Consider the following 21,130-nt stretch of genomic DNA (forward strand, 5'->3'; position numbering starts at 1 on the left):
TGTCAGTATAGCAACTGGCCTTCCTCTATAAGTTCCTCTATCAACAGACCTTCCGTTTTTAGAGGAAAATAATATGAAATTCTTGGTATTCATCCTTTCCCTGTGCCTCGTAGCAGCCTTTCCGGCTTCGGCAACAAGTCCTTATTCTCCTTCGGAAGGTTATTTGGATAAGGGGCATGATCCCGCCTTAAACAAATATCGCCGCAAATACTTTTATGGTGACGACGGTAAGCTCAGCCCGCGCCGTCTGGAAAGTCTTGTGCAATTTCTGGAGTTTCAAAAATCGCTCTTGATGGATTCTGCAAAAATGAATCGCAAAGTGAACCTTATTTTGGATCACGGCTACGAAAACGACAAAGCGGAAAAAGAAGGTCTTGAAGCGCAAAGTTCAGAGTCAGAAACCATCGCACCTTTGATTTTCGCTTTGGAACATACGCGGGATTTGCAAGCACACTGTAAGACAATGTCGCCTTTGCAGATTCATGAGAAGGTCGAGCTGATTCTGCTTTTTATCGGAGCGGGCTACACGCCTTATCCCATGACGATTATTTCGTCTTGGGTAGATCGCGCCAAAAATATAGCCGAGAATTTTTTTGAGTTCGCCATTGATGATTCTGGAAAAACCCAGGCCAGCAACCTATTGCTTAACGGACGCTTTGCGAATCAAAACGACTTGCGCGCTTTTAGAGCCCAGGGCGGTGACGTGAGCAAGATTGATCCGCCATCCTCGCCCATTTGGACGGACAATGATATTCAAGCTTATGATCCTTATGCGGAGGTGTATTGGAAGAAAAAATTCTTTCCTCCACGCGATGTGGCTTTGCCGGTTTTTCACTATGAAAGAATGGGCAATGGCACAATCAAATTTAAAACTCACTGGTTCGATGAAAATGAACTCAATAAAAAAGGCTTACCGAAAAAGAAGGATGTCACTCTCCGTTTAGGTTTTGAAGCCTATAATGCCTCGGTGGTGAATCATCTTGCTCGCATCGTGGGTTATCCCGCAAATCCAACGACGTTTCGTGCGGCGATCAAGTTGGAGCTTGGCGATGTGTCCTTTGAAGAATTTCTTTCGCAATGGAAAAGACGTCATGGTCTCGAGATGGGCTCCGCGATGACTCATGTCGAGCGCATCCCTGGCGAAAACGCGGTGATTCTTAAAAACGTCACGCTCGAAGCCTATCCTGACAAAGAGGAATATCGCCGTATGGGGCCTTTTCGAATGGGCGACAATGGTCTTCGCAATCGCCGGGAATACCGGGCCATGGTGCTTTATAATTCTTTGATTTCTTTGCAAGATCATTTTGAGTACCAATCACGCGTCGATGCCGTCAAAGATCCTCAGCGCGGTTGGCTGCCCATTTACTTTATTTCTGATACGAGTTCGGCGCTGGGACTTCCGGCGATGTTGGGCAATGTCGGGACGGTGAATGAGTTTACCTGGGAATTCACAAAGCGCGATCATGGTTTGGTTCGTCTGTTTTGGCTTTCCGTTTTTAACTCGCGCACATGGAAAGACACGACCTACAGCGACGTTAAGTGGCTCGCGCGCCGTCTGGCGCAGATTCGCACAGAGCAAATTGACGGCATCATGGACACCTCCGGTTTTCCAGAGCCCGCACGAAAACTTTATGGCGAAAAACTAAAGTCACGCCTTAACAAAATGATGGTCGACTTTGATCTTCTTAAAGAGGGATATGTTCTTCATCCCGTCAAAAGCAAACACGAACTTTCCCGAGAATATCCTGAGTACATCAATGAACACGGGCTTCTTAAAGAAGGAGCCCAAGAATATCCTGGGAATACTTTGCCCATTTTGGGAAATCGTTTTACTCCCTTTCAGGGAGCGATTGTTCTGACGATCAATAATTTGCAGAATAGATTCTTAGCGCTGTTTAACCCTGCGAATTATGGAACGGGAAATTTTACAGTCGATTTAGGGCGTTTCACCGTGCAAGGCAATGTTGGCTTTGAAGCTTCCCGCAGTGTGGCTGTGAATCCAGAGTTAGGACCCGGGCAAAGGCGCTACCTTTTGGTTGATAAAATGAGCATCAGCATTCCGATGGGATTCTTCTCGGATAAAATTACGACACCTGTAGGACTTTATTATACCTACACGTTCGAGTACTCGCACAGTGTCTCCACAATGAAGGAAGTAGGGACAAGCCGGTTCTTTTCCTTGTTAAATCCATTTAGTATCCTGGCGATCCGCCGCTCTTTAGGAATGGGGGAGCAGCTTAAAGTAACGCATTCTATTGGCGCCTCTGTTGGCAAAACCAAAGTCAAAATTTTGGATGATGCACAAATCGAAGCGGCTTTGTTGGGTTTAGGAATCGCTTCCGTCAAAACCGTCTATTTTGCAAAGCCCCATCCGACACTTTTTGAAATTTCAACGGATCATCTGCGCGTGGCCTCCGCTTATACCGGGATTGACGTGCGCACGTACATTCGTCTTGCCGCCAACGCACGAGCGGAAAGATCCAAAAGAGTTTACCGTCTTTATCGCGTGGATTTTTTAAATCAAAGCCTAGAAGATGAAGCTCGCCTTCAGGATGCGTTTGATGCCGCTTTAATCGACAACGATTTTTCTGCTCTTGATAAAAACGCGCGCACGCACGAGTGGATTGAGTCTGCAAAAAGTAAATACTTTAATTTTTCATTCTTCGTCTGGAATAAAGCGCGCAGCTCAGGGGTCAGTGATCTTTCCGTTGACGGGCAAAAGCTGATTGTCGCGCATAAGAACGACAGTTTTGATCGGTCGTTAAGTCGCATCTGGAATGACAAAGTCCAAGGCGGTTACGTCGAACCTGCCGTTAATTTTGTCGGAGAGTTTTGGGGAGAAGGCAAGCATGTCACTCTCTCCCTTGAAGGTGTCGTCGATTCGACGCAAAAGAAGTTTTCTGATATGGAGCTTACGATCACTCTTTCGATGTTTGATAATTATTGTACGCGCAAAGAGTTCGAAAAAGATTTTAAAACCTTTTTTAACAAACGATCCGGTTCAACAAGTTATATTCGCTTTAATATGCCTGATGAACTTGATGCGTATCCAGAGATTGCAGGCACAATGCGCTGGCAAATTTCCAAAAAAGCATTGCGCGATATTCTTTCTGCCGCCAGCAACAGCAACAACTTAGATTATCTTTTGCCCGGAGGAGGCACGTTTCATCGCGAGCATGAACATGGTTTTGACGATCCTCGCGACGAAGTAAGCCGACGGGCTTCGAAACTATTAAGTGCCTTGGATCGTCCCGTTGCCATCAACGGTCGCGTTTATTCTTTAGAAGCTCAAGCCGGAGACATTGTTTATGTTTTTGATCGCCTCATCGGCAGAAAGGCCGCGCTTATTGGCGCTCTTCGCCGCTTTACAAAAGACGACAATATTTGGGTGACAACAAATATCACGAATATGTTGGAGCTCAGTCATCCGACATTCCGGCACCAAAAAGAAAGTGAATTTTGGGCTCCGGAAATTGGGAAGTATCAAGGCCATAGCTTTTTAGACCGCTTTCGTCGAGAGAATTTGTTAGAGCCCGTGCTTCAACAGTAAGTTTTTATCTGTCAGCTTGCAGGACAACGTTTTGTTTTCGAAATGTTCACGTCACAGGGCCAGAGGTTATCTCCCAAAAAATCTTATTTAGGATGAAAATCCTTACTGAGATAAGGAAAGAGGAGGGACCGATGAGAACGCTTCGAATGTGCATTCTTTGTGTGGTTTTTGGTTTTTCTTCCTTAAGCGTGGGGCAAACCGAAAGCTACCGCCAAGAGTTTATCAAAGTGATCGATGCCTTAAATCTTGAGGATATGAAGGTCACAATGAAAGGCGTCGGCGTCCATGGCTTGAATCCCAAAAAATATTGGACTGACGATATGGACTTGCTCTATGGCGGTCAGGCTTCGGGAGCAGCCAGTTGGGAACTTAAGGCGGCTGCGAATGAAAACTACCTTCAGCTTCTTCTCGATATGAATGCCGGGCTAGTAAACCCCGAAGAAATGGGTGTTGACGTTAAGCTTGAAAAGAAACCTTTCCTCACTCCTTCTCAGTTGCAAGTGCGGCTGTTGGCTGCGGGAACAGCTGCGGGACCGCTTTTGGAAAGTTTTGCTCCGCAGACGGCACCGTATATCGCTTTGAAAGAAAGTTTGCGTCGTATCGCCGATTACTGCGCTCGAAATCAATGGCCTGATCTTCCTTCCGTGAAAAAGATGATTAAACCTGGAACGAAACATCCCGCAATTCCTGCGATCAAAGATCGTCTGCGTCAGCTGGGTTACGTTATTTCGACAAGCGATGACAATTTCGATCCTGAAACTGTAAATGCCATCAATGACGTACAATGGATGTTGCGTATGAAACCCGACGGGATGATTTCCCCGAACGGAAAGACGATGAAGTATTTGGATGTTTCCTGTGAGTCGCGCATGCGTCAGATTCGTCTCGACATGGATAAGATGCGCTGGTTTCCGCAACAGTTTGAAGACAGATACATCTTCATTAACCTTGGCATGGCTTACTTCAGTCTGGTCGATAAAACAGGTCCGCAACTTTTCACAATGAGTTTCAGAACAATCAACGGACGCAACCAAAGAAAATCGCCGACGATGAAAGATAAAATCGTCTATGTGGTGATCAATCCGTTCTGGGTTGTGCCACCGACGATTTTCCGCGAAGACAAAGTCGAAGAAATTCGCAATCTCAAGCCATCTGAAGTGCGCAATTACTTTGATACGCGTTACTACGAAGTGTGGAATCAGTCCTTCACTCGCCGTATTGATCCCACGACAATCGACTGGTGGAACTTGGATTCCAGCGCTGATGCGAACTTTTTCATCCGTCAGAAACCGCATTACTATAACGCCTTGGGTGTTTTGAAATTTATGCTGACGAACTCTTTTGCGATCTACTTGCACGACACGAATCAAAGAGAGCTTTTCCAAGAACCGGACCGTTTGCTCAGTTCTGGTTGTGTGCGCCTAGAGCGTCCCATGGATCTAGCCGAGTATTTGTTAAAAGAAACTCCGTGGAGCCGTGACGTGATTGAACGTTACGCTGCAAAACCGGGTGAAGTTCTCGCCAATGACACTCGTGCTTACTTAAAGAAACCAATGCCGGTGTATATGGCTTTTCTGACGTCGCAGTTAAGCTCAGATGGTGTGATCCGTTTTGCTGACGACGTGTATGGACAGAACAGCCGCATGTTGCAAAAAGGCGGCTGGTAGTCGCTGCAATAATAGGGAATGACGACTCACAACTCGGTTTGGGTTGTGAGTCTTTCGATTTTTTTCGAGCGTATCCGTTTGTTTTGAGCTTGTGCGCCATCCTCGTAAATCCTTGCTCGTTTTTCAGAGCCTCACCATAATAAGCAAGATCAAGGAGATACAATGGCTTCTGTTTTTACAAAAATCATCAGTGGTGAACTTCCTTCTTACAAAATTTACGAGGATGAAAAGGTTCTCTCATTTTTAGCTCTTGACCAGGTGAATCTCGGCCACACTTTGGTAATCTGCAAAGAAGAGATCAATCATTGGACGGAAGTGCCTGCGGATACTTATGCTCATTTGCATAAGGTGTCGCAAAAAATCGGTAAGGCTATTTTGAAAGCGGCAGGCTCACCGCGAGTGGGACAAATGGTGGCGGGATTTGAAGTGCCTCACTATCACTTGCACTTGATTCCTGCATGGTCCATTCCTGATTTGGACTTTAAAAGAGCTCAGCGCCGTTCCGATGCGGAAATGAAGCAGATTCAGGCGGAAATTATTAAAAACTTGGAAGCGATCAAATAAGGATGTTTTTATGAACCCATGGCATGACATTTCACCTGGCGAAAAAGTTCCTGAGATCGTCACGGCTCTTATTGAAATTCCATCGGGTTCAAAGACAAAATTTGAGATCGACAAAAAATCGGGTTTGTTGAAAGTGGATCGGGTTCTTTACAGTTCGGTCCATTATCCCGCGAACTACGGATTTATTCCGCAGACATATTGTGGTGATAAAGATCCCTTGGATATTTTGGTCTTGGGACAGGCGCAGGTTTACCCGCTCTCTTTGATGCGCGCTCGTCCCATCGGTTGCATGACAATGTTGGATCAAGGCGAAATGGATGACAAAATCATCGCCGTTCATGCGGATGATCCCGAGATGGCCAATATTTTTTCCATTGCCGATTTGGCGCCGCACACGTTGAAAGAGATCCAAAACTTTTTTGAAATCTACAAGGGTTTGGAAAATAAAAAAATCGAAGTGGAAGGTTTCAAAGATCGTAATGAAGCCTACAATGTCATCGCGGATTCGATTCGATTGTACGAAGCCGAAAAGCACAACCTTCGTGTCTAGAGGTTTATATGACGATGCTGACAGATAAAGAGATCATTCCGGGCGCCATCTACCAACACTATAAAGGAAAACACTACCGCGTGATCGGCATTGGCCGCCACAGTGAAAGCCTTGAAGAGGTGGTTCTCTATGAAGCTCTTTACGACAATTCACTCGGCCGTCTGTGGTGCCGACCTCTTAAAATGTGGTCGGAACTTGTCGACGTAAACGGAGAAAAAGTCCCCCGTTTCCGCTTTCTTTTTAAGTAATATCGCCTCCTACGACCCGGTAGATTTTTCAATAAAATCGCTGTGTTCCAGGAGTTCCTAATCTCATTGTCATTAAGCTTTCAGTTAGCGTTCAGGTCATTCTCAGTTGATGAGAATTGGCGCCCATTTTTTGACCTTTGCACGCCGCTTCTCTACAAACGGGCCTCACGGAGAGTCAGGGCCCATGAGATTTTTATTTTTGGTAGCAATTCTATTTGCACAGGAAGGCTTCGCGCAAGAAGCCGCAACAACGACAACAACCACAACGACGACGACAGTTACGCAGGAAGTGACAGCACCCGCTGTTCCTGGCGATGAGGAAGACGATGCGAAGGCTGTAGAAACAGTAACGACTTCTACAACGTCTATTAAGAAAGAGCGTTCTTTCCCTGAGTTCGAGTTCAAATCTTACGGTTACATCGTTTTTGGTCAAAAAGAGACTTTCAAAACAGTTCAAAATTTAGAGCCTTTCGTTCGCCGCGAAATGGATTTGGCAGAAATCGCTTTTGAGGGGGAATTCATTCTTACTGAGACCTCAAAAGTAGAGTTCGAAGTTGAAATCGAGCACGGCGGTGTCGGTACAACGATTGAGTTCGATCCTTTCGAAGAGTTCGGGGAATTCGAACAAGAAATCGAAAAAGGCGGGGAAGTTGTCCTTCCGGAAATCTATTATAAGAAGACATTCACAAAGACGAACACGGCTCTCAAAGTCGGTAAGTTCCCTCTTTTCATTTCGTTGGGTTCTGTCCTGACGAAGCCGCACCTTTATGCTTCCATTTTGCCTTCCGACGTTGAAGCCCGCATGATTCCCCTTAGCTGGACCGAAACTGGCGTTCAAGTGGAACAGAAGTATCACCAATTCACCGGCCGTTTGGGTCTTGTGAGCGGCTTGAACTCTGAATTTTTCAGAACCTATGCGTGGGTGGGCGGCGGATATCAACGTCACTTCGAAACAACGAACGCGGATAACTTGGCAACTCTTGTCAGTCTTGAGTACGGCAACTTGAGTAAAGGTCTTGGTGCCGCGGTTTCTTACTATTTCAGTGACACAACTGGAAACCGCTACAAAGTCGACAAATTAAAAGATGAAGCTCACGTCAGTTTGCTGACTGTGATGGGCTCTTACAAATGGGGCCGCTTCGGTTTGGCAGGCGAGGTGATTCGTGGTGAATTATCGAACTCAGATAAAGTTTCCGCTGCCAATGCGACACTGGGTGGTCTTGCGAAACCAAAAGCCTTCGCGCCTTTGGGTCACAAGGCGAACTTGGAAAGTCTTCAAGTGTCTTATGACATCGCTGACAGTTTCACTTTCTATTTGAAGGGTGAGCACGTAGATACTTTCGCGGACGTCGAAGGAAACATTAACAAAAATCCTCGCTACAACGTGAACAGACGTTCTGCAGGTTTCATGTGGCAGTGGGATACAGCCATGTTCATGAAAGCTCAATATGCTCGCGAGAAGACAGAACTCGATGGCTTGCCTGAGACCTATCAAGCAAACATCGCATTTGGATTTGATTTAGATAGTTTTAATTAATCAACACTATAAGGAGATAACATGAAAGCTCTTAAAATGATGTTGGCCGCTTTCGCTTTCGTTGGTGCGACAGCTCAAGCAGCAACAAACCAAGAGATCATCAATCACGTTTCTTACAATGTGATCTTGGCAACTTACAATGACTTGGCTGGTGCTACTGCGAAATTGAAATCCGCTGTAGACACTTTGGCGGCAAACCCAAACCAGGCAAACTTGGATCAAGCTCAAGCAGCTTGGCGTGCAGCTCGTATTCCCTGGGAAAGTTCAGAAGCTTTCTTGTTCGGTCCGGTAGATTCTTTGGGAATTGATCCTCTTTTGGATACTTGGCCATTGAACAAATTGGACTTGGATGCCGTTTTGGCTTCTAACCGCACAATCACAACTGATTTCGTACGTGCGTTGGGAACAAATCTTCAAGGCTTCCATACAATCGAATATCTTTTGTTCGGCGAAGGTAAAACTTCAAACACAAAAGCTGTTTCTGCATTCACTGCAAAACAATTCGAATACCTTAAAGCAACGTCGGCTCTTTTGGCTGAGCACACGGCTTACCTTGCTCATTCTTGGTCTACAAACTATGACCCAGAAAATCCATCTGCTCCTGGTTACGTTACTGTGATCAGCAAACCTGGTTTCGACAATCCATTCTACTCTTCAGACAGAGCAGTTATGGAAGAGTTCATCCAAGGTATGATGGGTATTGTTGACGAAGTAGCTAACGGTAAAATGTCAGATCCAATGGGTGCTGATATCGGTTCCGCGAACATGGCTCTTGTTGAGTCTCCATTTGCATGGAACTCTTTGAATGACTTCACAAACAACGTGCGCTCTGTTTACAGCATCTACACTGGTCACTACCGTTCTTCTAAAGGACCTGGCGTAAAAGCTTTGGTTGAAAAGGTCAATCCTGCATTGGCGGCGCAAGTTGAACAAGACATCTTGAACTGCATGCAGTTGATCCAGGCGATCCGCCCGGCAAATGGCGGTGACTTCGGTCAAGCGATCTTCACACAAGACGGTCGTGCTCGCACTCAAGCAGCTATCGATGCTTTGAATGCGCTTCACACAAAACTTGAGTCTGAAGTTCTTCCAACTTTGGATATGTAATTAGGAGAGAAATATGAAGGCTTGGATTGCAATTCTCTCATTGAAATTGATCATGGTTGAGGTGGCGCTTGCAGCTCCGCAAATCAACATGGACTATGTTCGCGCTATAAAAACAGGTGGAGATACTACTGTGTTTTTTAAAGGCGAATCGGTTCAAGCCTTTCGTAATCCCGCGGCGAACTTGTCGGAAGACGACATTCGCCGTCATCTTTCCGGGGATGCTCTTTTTGAAAGAAATTTCTCGGATGATACAAATCGTTTCGAATACGGTTTGGGCCCGGTTTTCAACAATACAAGCTGTAACGCGTGTCACTCGAAAGACGGCCGTGGTGCATTGCCTGTCATTCCATTCAACCAAGAGTGGGTGCAACTGAAACAAAATGAAGCGGTCTTCCTGCGTATTAGCATCGAAGACGGTATCCAGCGTCCTAAAAATGCTCAGAACAAATGGGGAGCTCCGGTTCCAGTTCCTGGCTTTTCGGATCAGCTTTTCCACTTAGGATCCATGGGAGTTCGTGAAGACATTCCCGGTTCCGGCCAAGCGCAAGTTTGGATGAAATACGAAAAAAGCACATTCACGTATCCTGATGGTGAAGTCGTGAACTTGCGTAAGCCGCTATTCAAAGTCACCGGCGCTTACGACGAGTACTTTGACTCTGTAACGGGTCAAACAAGAAGTCGTCTTTATGAGAACGACGTAAAAATGGGGGCGCGTATCGGCACTCCAATGATCGGCCTAGGTTTGCTTGAGGCGATCAAAGAATCTGATATTCTCGCGTTGGCAGCTCGCGACCTTTCTGATGAAGGTGTCAGCGGGAAGCCAAACTACGTTATTGATATCGAAAAAGTTTTGGCGAACAATCCTTATCCTGTTTCTATGGGTCGTTTCGGCTTGAAAAACAATACGCCGTCCGTGATGCACCAGTCTTTGGGCGCTCTTCGCGGTGATATCGGCGTGACCAACTATGCATTTCCTGATGAAAGCATTGTGGGCACAATCCTCTATGACATTTTTAAAAATGGTCGCACTCTTCCAATGGGAGTCGAGGCGCCGCGCGAAGTGGCTGATGATATCGTATTCTACTCGCAAACTCTGGCGGTTCCGTCTCGTCGTAATGTTGATGAAGCGGAAGTTGTTCGTGGCGCAGAACTTTTCCACCAAGTAAGCTGCACAAGCTGTCACCAGCCTAGTTACGTTACGGGACCTCATCAAATCGCAGCGTTCAGCAACCAAAAGATTTACCCCTACACGGATATGCTTTTGCACGATATGGGCGATGGCTTAGCGGATGGCCGCCAAGACTTCGATGCCACAGGAAGAGAGTGGAAGACAAGACCTCTTTGGGGTATCGGTCAAACACAAACCATCAATCCACGCGCGGGTTTCTTGCATGATGGTCGTGCTCGCACAATCGAAGAAGCTATTTTGTGGCACGGTGGTGAAGGTGAATATTCTAAGAACAAATTCACCCGCCTTCCCAAAGCGGATCGCACCGCTTTGATCCATTTCATTAAGTCTCTTTAAAAGGTGTATCAGAACGAGTGGTTCAGGAAATCTGGACCACAATCCTGTGGCGAAAAACAGTGGCCGCATAGTACGATCATCTTCAAGCTTCTATTGGGGCTGAAAAGGAGGTGATGCTTATGGTTAATAGTAATAACTGTGACATAACCATGGCGGAGGTGACGGCCTCTTAACGAGGACCGCGAGACCTTCGCCTAGGTTTCTAAAAATCATAAACCGGAGCGGCCCTTAAAAGCCGCTCTTTTTTTTCCTCGACCACCGTAAAAACTGGTCTCCCTAAGTGTCCGTAGTATCTAAGTTAAATCCCTGATTTGTCCGATAAATTCCTGAAGCTTTGAAACTCTTGAAAGTGCAGGACTTCCAAAAATATGTCGGACAAAAATGATGAATTAGAAAATTCGCAGCAGGAAGTCGCTGCCTTTATCGATTTCGAGCAAGTCGAAGAAGTCTCGCGCGTTTTCTTTGAAGAGTCGAAAGAGATTCTCGAAGAACTTGATCAACTCATTCTGAAGATCGAACAAAATCCTGATGATCAGGATCAGATCAACATTCTATTCCGTAAAATTCATACGATCAAAGGCAGTGTTGGAGCCGTTCCCGGTGGCCAGTTAATGGGCTCTTTAGCGCATGAATTCGAGGCGCTGTTAACTCGAATCAAACGCGATTCTCTTTCCGTGACAAAAGAATGCGTGGATTTGTTTTTGCAAAGCTCGCGCATTCTTAAAGTTTTAGCGCAAAGCCTACGCGACAAGAGCGAACTTTATCCCGAAGAACTCAGCGAAGCGATCGAACTGATTGCCCGCTACGGCAGTTTCTCGTTCGTTGAAAACAGCACCACGAAGGCTTTGGGCAAAAGCTTTAAGTCATCTGCGCCAACCTCTGATGAAGAGGGCGTATGGCTATCGACCAAACAGCTGAATGAATTTTTAAGAATCTCCGGAGAACTTTTAGTTCTCAAAAACTTCTTCCAAATGATGAATCAGACGGTGAACTTCCGTTCTGAACCTGAACTCTTTGAACGGCGCCAGTCGGATTTTTCGCAAAGCCTTGGGAAAATCTGTGACCAGTTTCAAAGCCAGGTACAGATTGTTCGTAAAGAGAAAGTATCCGAGTGTTTTAACGGTCTTTATGTACTGGTTCGTCAGGCTTCGACGGAACTGAATAAAAGCGTTCAGCTGAATATCCTGAACGGCGAGCAATTGATTGATAAGGGCTTGGGCAAGGATCTTTACGAAGCCCTTGTTCATATCGTGAGAAATTCCATCGACCACGGGATCGAAGATCAATTCGAGCGCGCGGTGCAGGGCAAATCTTCATTGGGGTCACTCACGCTGGAAATTGAAGAGAAGAATAACACTGTTTCCGTTGTCTACAAGGATGACGGAAAAGGTTTAGATAAAGAAAGAATTTTGCAGCGAGCCCTGCGCTTGTCTTTGACTACCGAAGAACAAGCCGCTCAGCTCAGCGACGACGAGATTTATCGTTTTATTTTCCATGCGGGATTTTCGACCAAAGACAAAGTCACGACGATTTCCGGTCGTGGTGTAGGTATGGATATCGTCCTTGCGACCGTGGAAAAATATGAAGGTCGTATCGTTATCGAGAATACCCCGGGGCAAGGCGCTTGCTTCCGTATGGAGATTCCGATTCCACAGCATATTATGGTGGAAAGTTCTTTGCTTTGTACGTGGCGCGATCATCAATTCGCCGTTCCTTTGACTTCGGTGGCGCACATCAGTTCTTGTGATGAGCTGCAACTGACAACGGTGGACAAACTTCGCTACTGCCAATTCAGCGGATTCACAGTCCCGCTTTTAAACTATCAAGAGATTCTTCATCTTCAAGTCAGCGAAGACACGGACAAGGTGCGCAGCTCCGCGGCGGTCTTTATTAAAGTCAAAGAAGGTCTTTTTGCTTTCCTTGTTGATCGCATCGAGGCTCAGACTGATTTGGTCGTAAAATCTTTCGGCAAAGTTATTAACTCGCAAAAAGGCTTTAAGGGTGTTTCGATCCTGGCGGACGAAAAGGTTACTTACATTGTGGACCCTGAAAGCATGGTTCAGCTACTTGTGAAATCATCGAGTATGGAGGAGGCGGCATGAGCGATTTTTTTAGCGACGACTTTACCGCCGAACTGAAAGCCTATTTCCTTGATAGTCTTATCAAGGAGACTGAGAAATTTATTGATCTTATCGATGAATCTTTGTGGAAACGTATTCGTTCGGAAGTGGCGGAGCAATGTCAGGCCTGGGCCGTGGACGCCAAAACCAACGAGTTTGAATTTTTGGCCGCTTGGATCGAAGGCTTTGAGGAAAGAACGTCCTCCATTTCTGCTCCGCGGGATCTAATTAAAATCCTGCATGCCTTAAAAGAATACGCGGAAGCTCTTCTTGTTGAGAAAAAAGACTCTGCGGAGTTGGCGTCAAGATTTGCGGTGATCTCTCATAGTAATCAGGAAGCGCTTTTTTTACATTGTAAAACGGGCGCAACAAGTTTTGCGATTCCGATTCTCAGTGTCGTCGAGATCAGTGGCAAGCTGCCTCTTTTCGCCTTGCCGGAGCAGAAGCTTGGAATTTTGGGCGTGGTGCCCTTCCGCGGTGAAGCTATTCCAGTGATCAATTTGCAGGATCATGGTTTTGCTTCTTTTGAAAATAAAAATACATATTTTGTTATCTGTGAATTTCAGGGAGTGCGTTTTTCATTACAGGTGACGGAGACAGACGATTTGATCGCTTTACGTGAGTCGGAACTTCAGAACGTAGATGATAAGCAGTTTTTTATTAAGGCTAACAAAAGCATCATGATTCTTAATCTTGAAAAACTGGTGGCATGATGAACACACATTATTTATTTCCTGGAAAACTAGCGGCTTTTAAGGACGAGACAGTGATCTCAACTCTTCTGGGTTCTTGTGTAGCGGTGGCATTGCACGATCCGACGACAAAGATCGGTGGTTTAAATCACTACTTATTGCCGGATGGTTTGCCAGATGAACGCGCAAATATGCGCTACGGGATTCACGCGATTCCGACATTAATTGATGAATGTGTTCGTCTAGGCGCCAATCGCAATAAACTGCAGGCGAAAATTTATGGCGGAGGAAACGTCATCAGCGTATCGCAAATCGGTGAGGGTATTGGCAAACGCAATATTGAAATTGCCGAACAAATTTTGCAAGAAAACGGCATTCCCATCCTGGAACGCAACGTGGCCGGTGAATCCGCGCGCACGATTAAACTGAATACGGCGACTTTTGAAGTCTTACATAATAGTTCGAAAGATTCCGGGGCTGTGGATAGACCTGTGGATGTCTCGGGCTTCAAACCCTTGACAGTCGCGAAGAACGTAAAAGTGCTTGTTGTCGACGATTCGGCGACGGTGCGAACGCTCTTCACGAATATCTTTACGAAAAGCGGTCTTGAAGTGGTGGGTGCTGCGGCGGACGCGTATCAAGCCCGCGAAATTATTCTGACAAAAAAACCTGACGTTATGACTTTGGACATCGAGATGCCGAAAATGTCTGGCGTGATGTTCTTGGAAAAATTAATGAAACATCATCCTATTCCCGTAGTGATGGTTTCTTCCTTGGCCAGTACCGGAGAAGCGGCTTTAAAGTCTCTTGAATTAGGTGCGGTTGAATTCGTTCACAAGCCCTCGCAATTTGATCCGGCGGTTTTAAAAGATCTTGCCGGCATGCTCGTTGAAAAAGTGAAGGCCGCGGCCTCTGTGAATGTTTTAAAGAAATTAAAGGAAGCTCCACCTGTCATTGAAACAAAAAATCTTTCTTCCATGCCGACGGCTTTGCGTAAAGCGGCCGAGTTAAAAGTTATAGTACTTGGCGGAAATGCCGGCAGCGCGGATGCTTTGGAAAAATTCGTAAAAGGTTTGGCGGCCGATACACCTCCCGTTGTTGTTTCGTGCAGTACGGTGGCTAACTTTGTCACTGCCTTTATTGGAAAGCTGAAGATCGGTTCCAAAGTGACGTCCGTCGTTGCGAAAGACGGTGAGTTCCTGCGTATGGGGCATGTGTACTTCATTCCTGCCGAGCATCACGGTCGTCTTTCGCCGGGAGCCAATGGACCTGTTTTGCATATTGCGAAAGGAGCTCCTGTTTGCTCACAACTTCCTTCGAGCAACGTCCTGTTTCAATCGGCCGCGCAGAGTTACAGTAAAGGCGTGTATGCCATCCTTCTTGGTGGTTTCGGTACAGATGGTGTTGACGGTCTTATCGACGTGCAGAAAAAAGGCGGCGCCACTGTGGTGCAGCACCCGGAGGAAGCGCAATTCCCTTATGCGCCACAGAAAGCCATTGAACTCGGGGTCGCGGATGAGATACTAAAGTCAGACATGCTCGCGCATCATCTGATGCAGTATCGAAACCAAAACCTTTATTAGGACTTTCTTTGGAACTTCAAAATTTTATCGGCGGGGATTTTGTCTCTGCCGAAAGCAAAAAAACTTTTCCCAAGTACTCTCCTTTTGACGGATCTTCTTTGGCTGAAGTTTCATCTTCTGACGCCATGGATGTTATCAAGGCTTTGCAACAAGCGAAAAAAGCGGCGGTCTCTTTTAAAGACTCGACATTGGAAAGCAGAGCGCAGTTGTTGTTAAAGATGGCGGATGCACTTGCGGCGAAGTCTGAAGACGTGGCCTATGAAGAGGCGCTTTATCAGGGACTTTCACAAAGTTTCGTTCTTGAAAACAGTGTGAAGGTCGCTGAAAAAGTTTTGCGAGACACAGCCGCCAGTTTGTTGCAGCCACTACCACAGCAAACACTTGTTCAGCCGACGGGCATTGTTGGAATCATTACGCCGTGGAGTTTGTCTTTGCGTCTTGTGATTGAAAGACTGGCTCCGACCTTGGCTGCCGGTAACGTCGCACTTGTTAAAGTTTCCGAACAATCACCGATCACGGTAAAAATTCTAGGCGAGATTTTTCAAGAAGCCGCACTTCCCGCGGGTGTCGTGAATGTTCTGCAGGGAGCGGCGGAAGTCGGTGCAACGATCGCAGGTCATCCCAGCATTCGCGCGGTGTCTGCGGCAGGAAAATCCGCAACCTTAGAAAGTATTGCGAAAGCGGGTTTGACCCAGTTCAAAAAATTGCAATTGAGTGGCGGCGCAAAAAATCCTGCCATGGTTCTTGCTGATTTTGATTTCAGAAATCGCATGCCCGAAATTCTGTTTTCCTTTCTTATGGGACAAGGGCAGATGTGCTGGAACACCTCCCGCATTTTTGTCCTGGAATCTTTCGCGAAAGAATTTTTCGAAGTGCTTATCGATTATCTAAGCACGTTGCAGCCCTTGCAAAATCCGCGTGAAAGCTCGCCGTGGACGCCGCTTATTTCTGAGGCCCAGAGCGCACATATTCACGTAAAAATTCAAGAAGGCATTTCTGAACATGGAAAAGTATTCTTCGGTGGCGAAAAAACGTCAGGTCCCGGTTATTTTTATAAACCAACTGTGATGCTTGATCTTCCGAATTGCAGTGTCTTGCAACAGGATGAGCTGCAAGGTCCGTTACTTTTAATAACTCCCGTGAAGTACCAGCATGAGATTCTAAAATGGGCGAATACGTCTTATCTGGCTCACTCAGGCGTTATTTGGGGTCCGGCAGAGAAAGTTCCCAAAATCGCCCACCAACTCGAGTGTGCGCATATTTGGGTGAACCGTTGGATGAAGGGCGAAAGCGAAACCATTTTCGGTCTTAAGCAGTCCAGCTTTGGCAACCTTGATATGAAATGGTTCAGCTCTTTCTATTCTGATGCTAAGAAATTGACAGAGGCCTAAGAACGTCAAGCTTCTGACGAAAACCCCTGTCGAAGATTTGACAATGCTTCAGTTCAGGATGTGCGTGCGTGCTCTCGTTTTTACTTCGCAGTGAGGGCAGAACGCTTCTTCTTTAATTTCAGAAACACTTCTGTCGGCAATGTGCTTAAGCTCAAGTACGGTGCCGCAAAGTATGCAATTGTTTTGGGAAATTATAAACTCACGGTGCTGAGTTGATTCTGCTTTTTCAAAGTAGTTGATCTTGCTGTATTCCATTTTTTCTCACGTCCTAGAGTTCATGCGAAGAAATCGCCACGGCCCCGTCCTGGAGCACGATCTTGCTTATGCAAAAGCTGTTCACAGGCCTACGTCCGGTGGGCGGACCTCAGGCTTCGTGCATGTTGCTTACTTCCGCGAACGAAGATTGAATCCGTCCGGCTCTCGCGAAGGAGTTTTCTATGCAACATAATACCTCTTGGTTTTTGATTTTAAATTTGATGATGCTGTTTGCCTGCGGATGTATCGAAGTGCGCGACAAAAAAGGAGCAGAGGAAACACCTTTGGTTCCTGCGATGGTCGAAGTGCAGAAATTCGATGAGCTGATCGTGAGTGAGGACCTGTATATTTACGAAGGGAAACTTTTAACGAAAACTCAGCTCGAGTACGAAAAGTTTCGTTTAAAAGAAGAACTGTCGCGCGCTGTTCGTGATTATGAATTCTCTTTTGAGCATATTGAATTCAAGGAGGGCGTCACACTTTACACTTTGGGAAACAGAGTGCGCCTGCACACAAAAACTTTATCCGCAACCAAGGCCCGTGTTACCAGTTTTCCGCAAAATCAGAAGGCACCGCCGGGAGTTCCCGGGCGTTCCGGCGGTCACATCCTTTTTGAAATCGGCGTGGCGGAAGGAAACTTGCTTTTCGAAATGCGCGGTGAAAATGGCGGTGATGGTTTGGCGGGCAAGGCTCCTGACGATTCGTTAAAAGGAGCTTCCGGCAAAGAAGGCATGCCGGCAAATTGTAATAGCCTGCTCATCCCGAAAAGTTTCAATGGCGGCCCCGGGGAGCCAGGTAAAAAAGGGTTTCCCGGCGAAAACGGAGAGCGCGGCGGTGACGCTGGAACTTTGGAAATTCTTGTTCACGAGTCCGGGGCTTTCATGCCTGAAATTAAAAAAATCCCGGGCCAAGGAGGACACGGGGGCGCTGGTGGAGCCGGTGGCGCTGGAGGCGACGGCGGTAAAGCAGGACGAAGATTTCCTTTATGTCCCGAAGCGAAAGCGGGTTCGCCGGGTCCTCAAGGCGCTTCGGGTGATCCCGGGATGCGCGGTGAAGACGGAGTTGCCAACACAGCCTGTATCAACAAAGACACGCGAACGTTTTGTTATTAAGAAATTTCTTCCATCGAATAAGTCAGAATAGTTTGAATCAAAGACTCCACTTGCACGGGCTTCGTTAAATAGTCCGTGCAACCGGCTTCAATGCAGCGGTCGCGATCGTCTTTCATCGCATGCGCTGTCAAAGCAATGATCGGTTTCTTGTATCCGGCCTGCCGTAACTTTCGGGTGGCTGTATAACCATCCATGATCGGCATTTGAATATCCATAAGAATAATATCGTATTCTTGCTCTAGCGCTTTGCTCAGACCCTCTTGTCCGTTCGTTGCCAAAGTGAGTTTGGCTCCGCGCTTGCTCAGCATACGTTGAATAAGGAGGCGATTGTCTTCGACGTCATCGACTAAAAGAATCGATGTGCTGGCAAGCTGTTCGCCTAAATGAGTTTCTTTTGCGGCTCCTGCCGTTTTTTGTGTCGGAAGTTTCTGCGTATCCAGACCGATCCGCACGGTAAATGTGCAGCCTTTGCCGATTTGACTGTCCTCAAGACGAACATCTCCGCCCATCATCTGCGCCAGACGGCGGGACAATAACAATCCCAGTCCTGTGCCTTCGTATTTTCTGGAAACAGAGCTGTCGATTTGGCTGAAGGGTTGAAATAATAAAGATCTTTGATCTGGCGCAATTCCAACCCCGGTGTCTTTGATCGTGAATAAAAGCGCGTGGTCTGCCACTTCGTAAGTCATTCGCACGAAACCTTTTTCGGTGAACTTAATTGCATTGCCCAAAATATTGGTCAGGATTTGGCGTAAGCGCAATGGATCCGCATAAATCAAATCCGGCACAATCCCACGACGGTTAAACTCGACGTGAATGGGTTTTTCGCCAACGCGGGAAACCATCATCACGTGGATGTCTTCAAGAAGAGCAGTTAAAGAAAACTGCGTTCTGTCGATTTCTAAGTGGCCCGCTTCGACTTTCGAAAGATCCAGAATATCATTAATAATGCGGGTGAGATTTTCACCCGTGCGATGAATGATGTTCACGTATTGCAGGCGTTCGTTTTCAGAAAGGTTTGGATCTTTTAAAAGCTCCGAAAATCCGATCACGGCGGCCAGGGGAGTGCGAATTTCGTGACTCATGTTTGCCAAGAAAAGACTTTTTAATTGGCTGGCTTGCTCGGCTTGGCGGCGCTCGCCGATACTGCTGCGAAGATCGAAAGCCATTTTATTCAGCGATTCTGCCAGTTGCCCAAGTTCGTCGCCTGAACGCACGGGAACGTAAACATCAAACTCGCCTTGTCCCACTTTGTGAGCGGCCGTATTAAGTTCCCGAAGTCCTTTGGAAAGATTACGGCTGAAAGAAACTGTAAGGAAAAGACCGGTGCTTTCCACAATCAACACGGCAAGAATAAGCGTGATCATCAGAATTTCTTCAAGCCAGCGTGAACCTTCCCCTAAAGTGTAGGAAAAACTTCCCTCAAGGACGGTCAGACGGTCATTGAGTTCGTCGATTTTATTCAGTGTTTGAATGATCTGTTTTTCATCGGCGCCGGAAGAGATTTCTTTGTGCAGTCGTTCTCCGTAAGAAATCAATTCTTGCGTGAGATCATCTCCTTGCTTCCAGATTTTAATCGCCTTATCCACGTACTTGAAGCTGTTAAAATTCATTATTAGATTAATCACGCCGGGAATGTCGTCAGAGTGAATTTTCCCCTGGATAAAGCCTTCATGAGCCCCCGTAAGATCGGGAGGATTCTGTTCTAAAGAACGGCGTGCTTTACTATCCCCTAATGGAATTTGCAGATTTTCTCGAAAGGCATCATAGAGCTGTGGATCGCGCGTGCGTGCATATTTATGCAAACTGATCACCGCGTCTTTTTGCGCTTTCGACCACAAGCTTTCGCCGGTGACAAAAGCGCGAACGGATGAAAGTGTCTGCATCGCGAAGTAAAGGGACCCCAATTCGATCGCAACCAAAAAGGCCATGACGCCTATGACGGCATAAAGTTTTTTAGCAACTGACAGATATTTCCAAAATCGACGAAGACCCATATGTTAATTATCGGCTTCCTTAAAAAGAATATAAACAAAATTTTTTTTCATGAGGAGGACTTAACTCGACTGAAGACATAAAAAAACCTCTTCCGAGAAAGAGGTTTTTCAGAGGAGATTGCAATCCCTTAATGCTGATTAATCAAGATAAGAAGTTTTGAGTTTTTGCTCATCTTTATGTCGTTCTAATCCGAAACCAATCAGTTTTGTAATGAGTTCTTTGTATCCGACACCGGTTGCTTCCCACATCTTGGGATACATGGAAATCTTCGTGAAACCTGGGATCGTGTTGATTTCATTGATGTAAATATCTCCATTGTCCCGTAAAAAGAAATCCACGCGAGTCAGGCCGTCACAGCCCATCACTTGATAAGTTTTCTTAGCAAGTGTTTGCAACTTTTCAATGGTCTCTTTGGGAATCTCTGCCGGAATTTTCAGCAAAGCGCCGTTGTCGTCGATATACTTGGCTTCGTAAGAGTAAAACTCGTGCTGCGGAATGATCTCTCCGGGAAGAGACGCTTGCGGCGAACGGTTGGGTCCCATCACGGAGCATTCGATTTCACGACCTTTGATAAATTCTTCGGCCAAAACCTTTGTATCAAATTGAAAAGCGTCGGGAAGTTTTGCTGCGAAATCCTCCGCTGATTTAATCTTATGAACACCGACGGAAGAACCGGCATTGGCAGGTTTAATAAAAAACGGTGAGCCCAGTTGTGCCGCGACTTCCTGATACGTAGTTTTTTGTTCGGGAGTTAATAGAACGTAGCGTGCATTGGGAATTTTCGCTTCCATCAAAAGACGCTTCATCACTTCTTTATCCATGCCTGCAGCAGAAGACCAAACTCCGCAACCGACGAAAGGCAGCTGCACCATTTTGAAAAGACCTTGAATGGTTCCGTCTTCACCCATTGTTCCGTGCAGAATCGGAAAGGCCACATCGAGATTCGTTTTAGAGTGGTCTTGCAAGGAATAAAGAACGGGCTTTCCTTGGAAGGCGATAAGCGCTACCGGTTCGGCATTCGCAGGCAAAGCGGTATCGATAATCTTAGTAGCTTGCGTAAAGACAGAAAGATCAGGAAAACGATACCAGCTTCCTTCTTTGCTGATGCCGATAACGACGGGAGTGAAAAGATCTTTGTCTAAAGCGTCCGCGATGTTTTTTGCGGACCGAAGGGAGACTTCGTGTTCTGCAGACTTACCACCAAAAATAAGTGCGACTGTTTTTTTCATTG

General features: G+C 46.4%; 16 protein-coding genes. 13 read left to right on the forward strand and 3 right to left on the reverse strand.

Translation table 11 applies throughout. The features are described 5' to 3' along the window. Window positions 1-73: 73 nt before the first annotated feature. The 12 genes from QJS83_RS09535 to QJS83_RS09590 all read left to right on the forward strand — a co-directional run bounded on the left by QJS83_RS09535 (window position 74) and on the right by QJS83_RS09590 (window position 16,534). Window positions 74-3,550, forward strand: a complete 3,477-nt coding sequence (locus tag QJS83_RS09535) for a hypothetical protein (protein WP_284604317.1) — start codon at window positions 74-76, stop codon at window positions 3,548-3,550. A gap of 131 nt (window positions 3,551-3,681) precedes the next feature. After that, window positions 3,682-5,217, forward strand: a complete 1,536-nt coding sequence (locus QJS83_RS09540; RefSeq protein ID WP_284604319.1) for a L,D-transpeptidase family protein — start codon at window positions 3,682-3,684, stop codon at window positions 5,215-5,217. A 162-nt stretch (window positions 5,218-5,379) separates the two neighbouring features. Next, the gene (locus QJS83_RS09545; RefSeq protein WP_284604321.1) at window positions 5,380-5,781 is read left to right on the forward strand and encodes an HIT family protein; all 402 of its coding nucleotides are present in this window, start codon (window positions 5,380-5,382) and stop codon (window positions 5,779-5,781) included. Between the two features lie 10 nt (window positions 5,782-5,791). Next, window positions 5,792-6,331: an inorganic diphosphatase gene (locus tag QJS83_RS09550; protein ID WP_284604323.1), complete on the forward strand. Its 540-nt coding sequence runs from the start codon at window positions 5,792-5,794 to the stop codon at window positions 6,329-6,331. 8 nt (window positions 6,332-6,339) lie between these two features. Continuing rightward, window positions 6,340-6,579, forward strand: coding sequence for a DUF1653 domain-containing protein (locus QJS83_RS09555; protein ID WP_284604324.1), 240 nt, complete (start codon window positions 6,340-6,342; stop codon window positions 6,577-6,579). 184 nt (window positions 6,580-6,763) lie between these two features. Further along, window positions 6,764-8,116, forward strand: a complete 1,353-nt coding sequence (locus QJS83_RS09560; protein ID WP_284604327.1) for a hypothetical protein — start codon at window positions 6,764-6,766, stop codon at window positions 8,114-8,116. Window positions 8,117-8,137: 21 nt separating this feature from the next. Further along, window positions 8,138-9,223 (forward strand): imelysin family protein, encoded by a 1,086-nt coding sequence (locus tag QJS83_RS09565; protein ID WP_284604329.1) that lies wholly within the window; start codon window positions 8,138-8,140, stop codon window positions 9,221-9,223. 13 nt (window positions 9,224-9,236) lie between these two features. Then, window positions 9,237-10,748, forward strand: coding sequence for a di-heme oxidoredictase family protein (locus QJS83_RS09570; protein WP_284604331.1), 1,512 nt, complete (start codon window positions 9,237-9,239; stop codon window positions 10,746-10,748). Between the two features lie 368 nt (window positions 10,749-11,116). Beyond that, entirely contained in the window at window positions 11,117-12,850 is a 1,734-nt protein-coding gene (locus QJS83_RS09575; RefSeq protein ID WP_284604333.1) for a chemotaxis protein CheA, read from the forward strand. Beyond that, complete coding sequence (locus tag QJS83_RS09580) at window positions 12,847-13,581, forward strand: chemotaxis protein CheW (RefSeq protein WP_284604335.1); 735 nt, start codon at window positions 12,847-12,849, stop codon at window positions 13,579-13,581. The genes QJS83_RS09575 and QJS83_RS09580 overlap by 4 nt, the downstream gene beginning before the upstream one ends. Continuing rightward, a complete protein-coding gene (locus QJS83_RS09585; protein WP_284604336.1) occupies window positions 13,578-15,143 on the forward strand; it encodes a chemotaxis protein CheB in 1,566 nt (521 codons plus the stop codon). The genes QJS83_RS09580 and QJS83_RS09585 overlap by 4 nt, the downstream gene beginning before the upstream one ends. 8 nt (window positions 15,144-15,151) lie before the next feature. Continuing rightward, window positions 15,152-16,534: an aldehyde dehydrogenase family protein gene (locus tag QJS83_RS09590; protein WP_284604338.1), complete on the forward strand. Its 1,383-nt coding sequence runs from the start codon at window positions 15,152-15,154 to the stop codon at window positions 16,532-16,534. A 48-nt stretch (window positions 16,535-16,582) separates the two neighbouring features. On the opposite strand, the gene QJS83_RS09595 is transcribed toward QJS83_RS09590, so the two are convergent. Next, window positions 16,583-16,789: a hypothetical protein gene (locus tag QJS83_RS09595; protein ID WP_284604341.1), complete on the reverse strand. Its 207-nt coding sequence runs from the start codon at window positions 16,787-16,789 to the stop codon at window positions 16,583-16,585. A 182-nt stretch (window positions 16,790-16,971) separates the two neighbouring features. Between QJS83_RS09595 and QJS83_RS09600 the strand changes: the two genes are divergently transcribed. Next, window positions 16,972-17,901, forward strand: a complete 930-nt coding sequence (locus QJS83_RS09600) for a hypothetical protein (RefSeq protein ID WP_284604342.1) — start codon at window positions 16,972-16,974, stop codon at window positions 17,899-17,901. Here QJS83_RS09600 and QJS83_RS09605 read toward each other — a convergent pair. Then, window positions 17,898-19,898: a response regulator gene (locus tag QJS83_RS09605; RefSeq protein WP_284604343.1), complete on the reverse strand. Its 2,001-nt coding sequence runs from the start codon at window positions 19,896-19,898 to the stop codon at window positions 17,898-17,900. The genes QJS83_RS09600 and QJS83_RS09605 overlap by 4 nt on opposite strands. Window positions 19,899-20,036: 138 nt before the next feature. After that, the gene (locus tag QJS83_RS09610; protein ID WP_284604346.1) at window positions 20,037-21,128 is read right to left on the reverse strand and encodes a D-alanine--D-alanine ligase family protein; all 1,092 of its coding nucleotides are present in this window, start codon (window positions 21,126-21,128) and stop codon (window positions 20,037-20,039) included. Window positions 21,129-21,130: the final 2 nt, after the last annotated feature.

The sequence above is a fragment of the Bdellovibrio sp. 22V genome (assembly GCF_030169785.1).
Classification (GTDB): Bacteria; Bdellovibrionota; Bdellovibrionia; order Bdellovibrionales; family Bdellovibrionaceae; genus Bdellovibrio.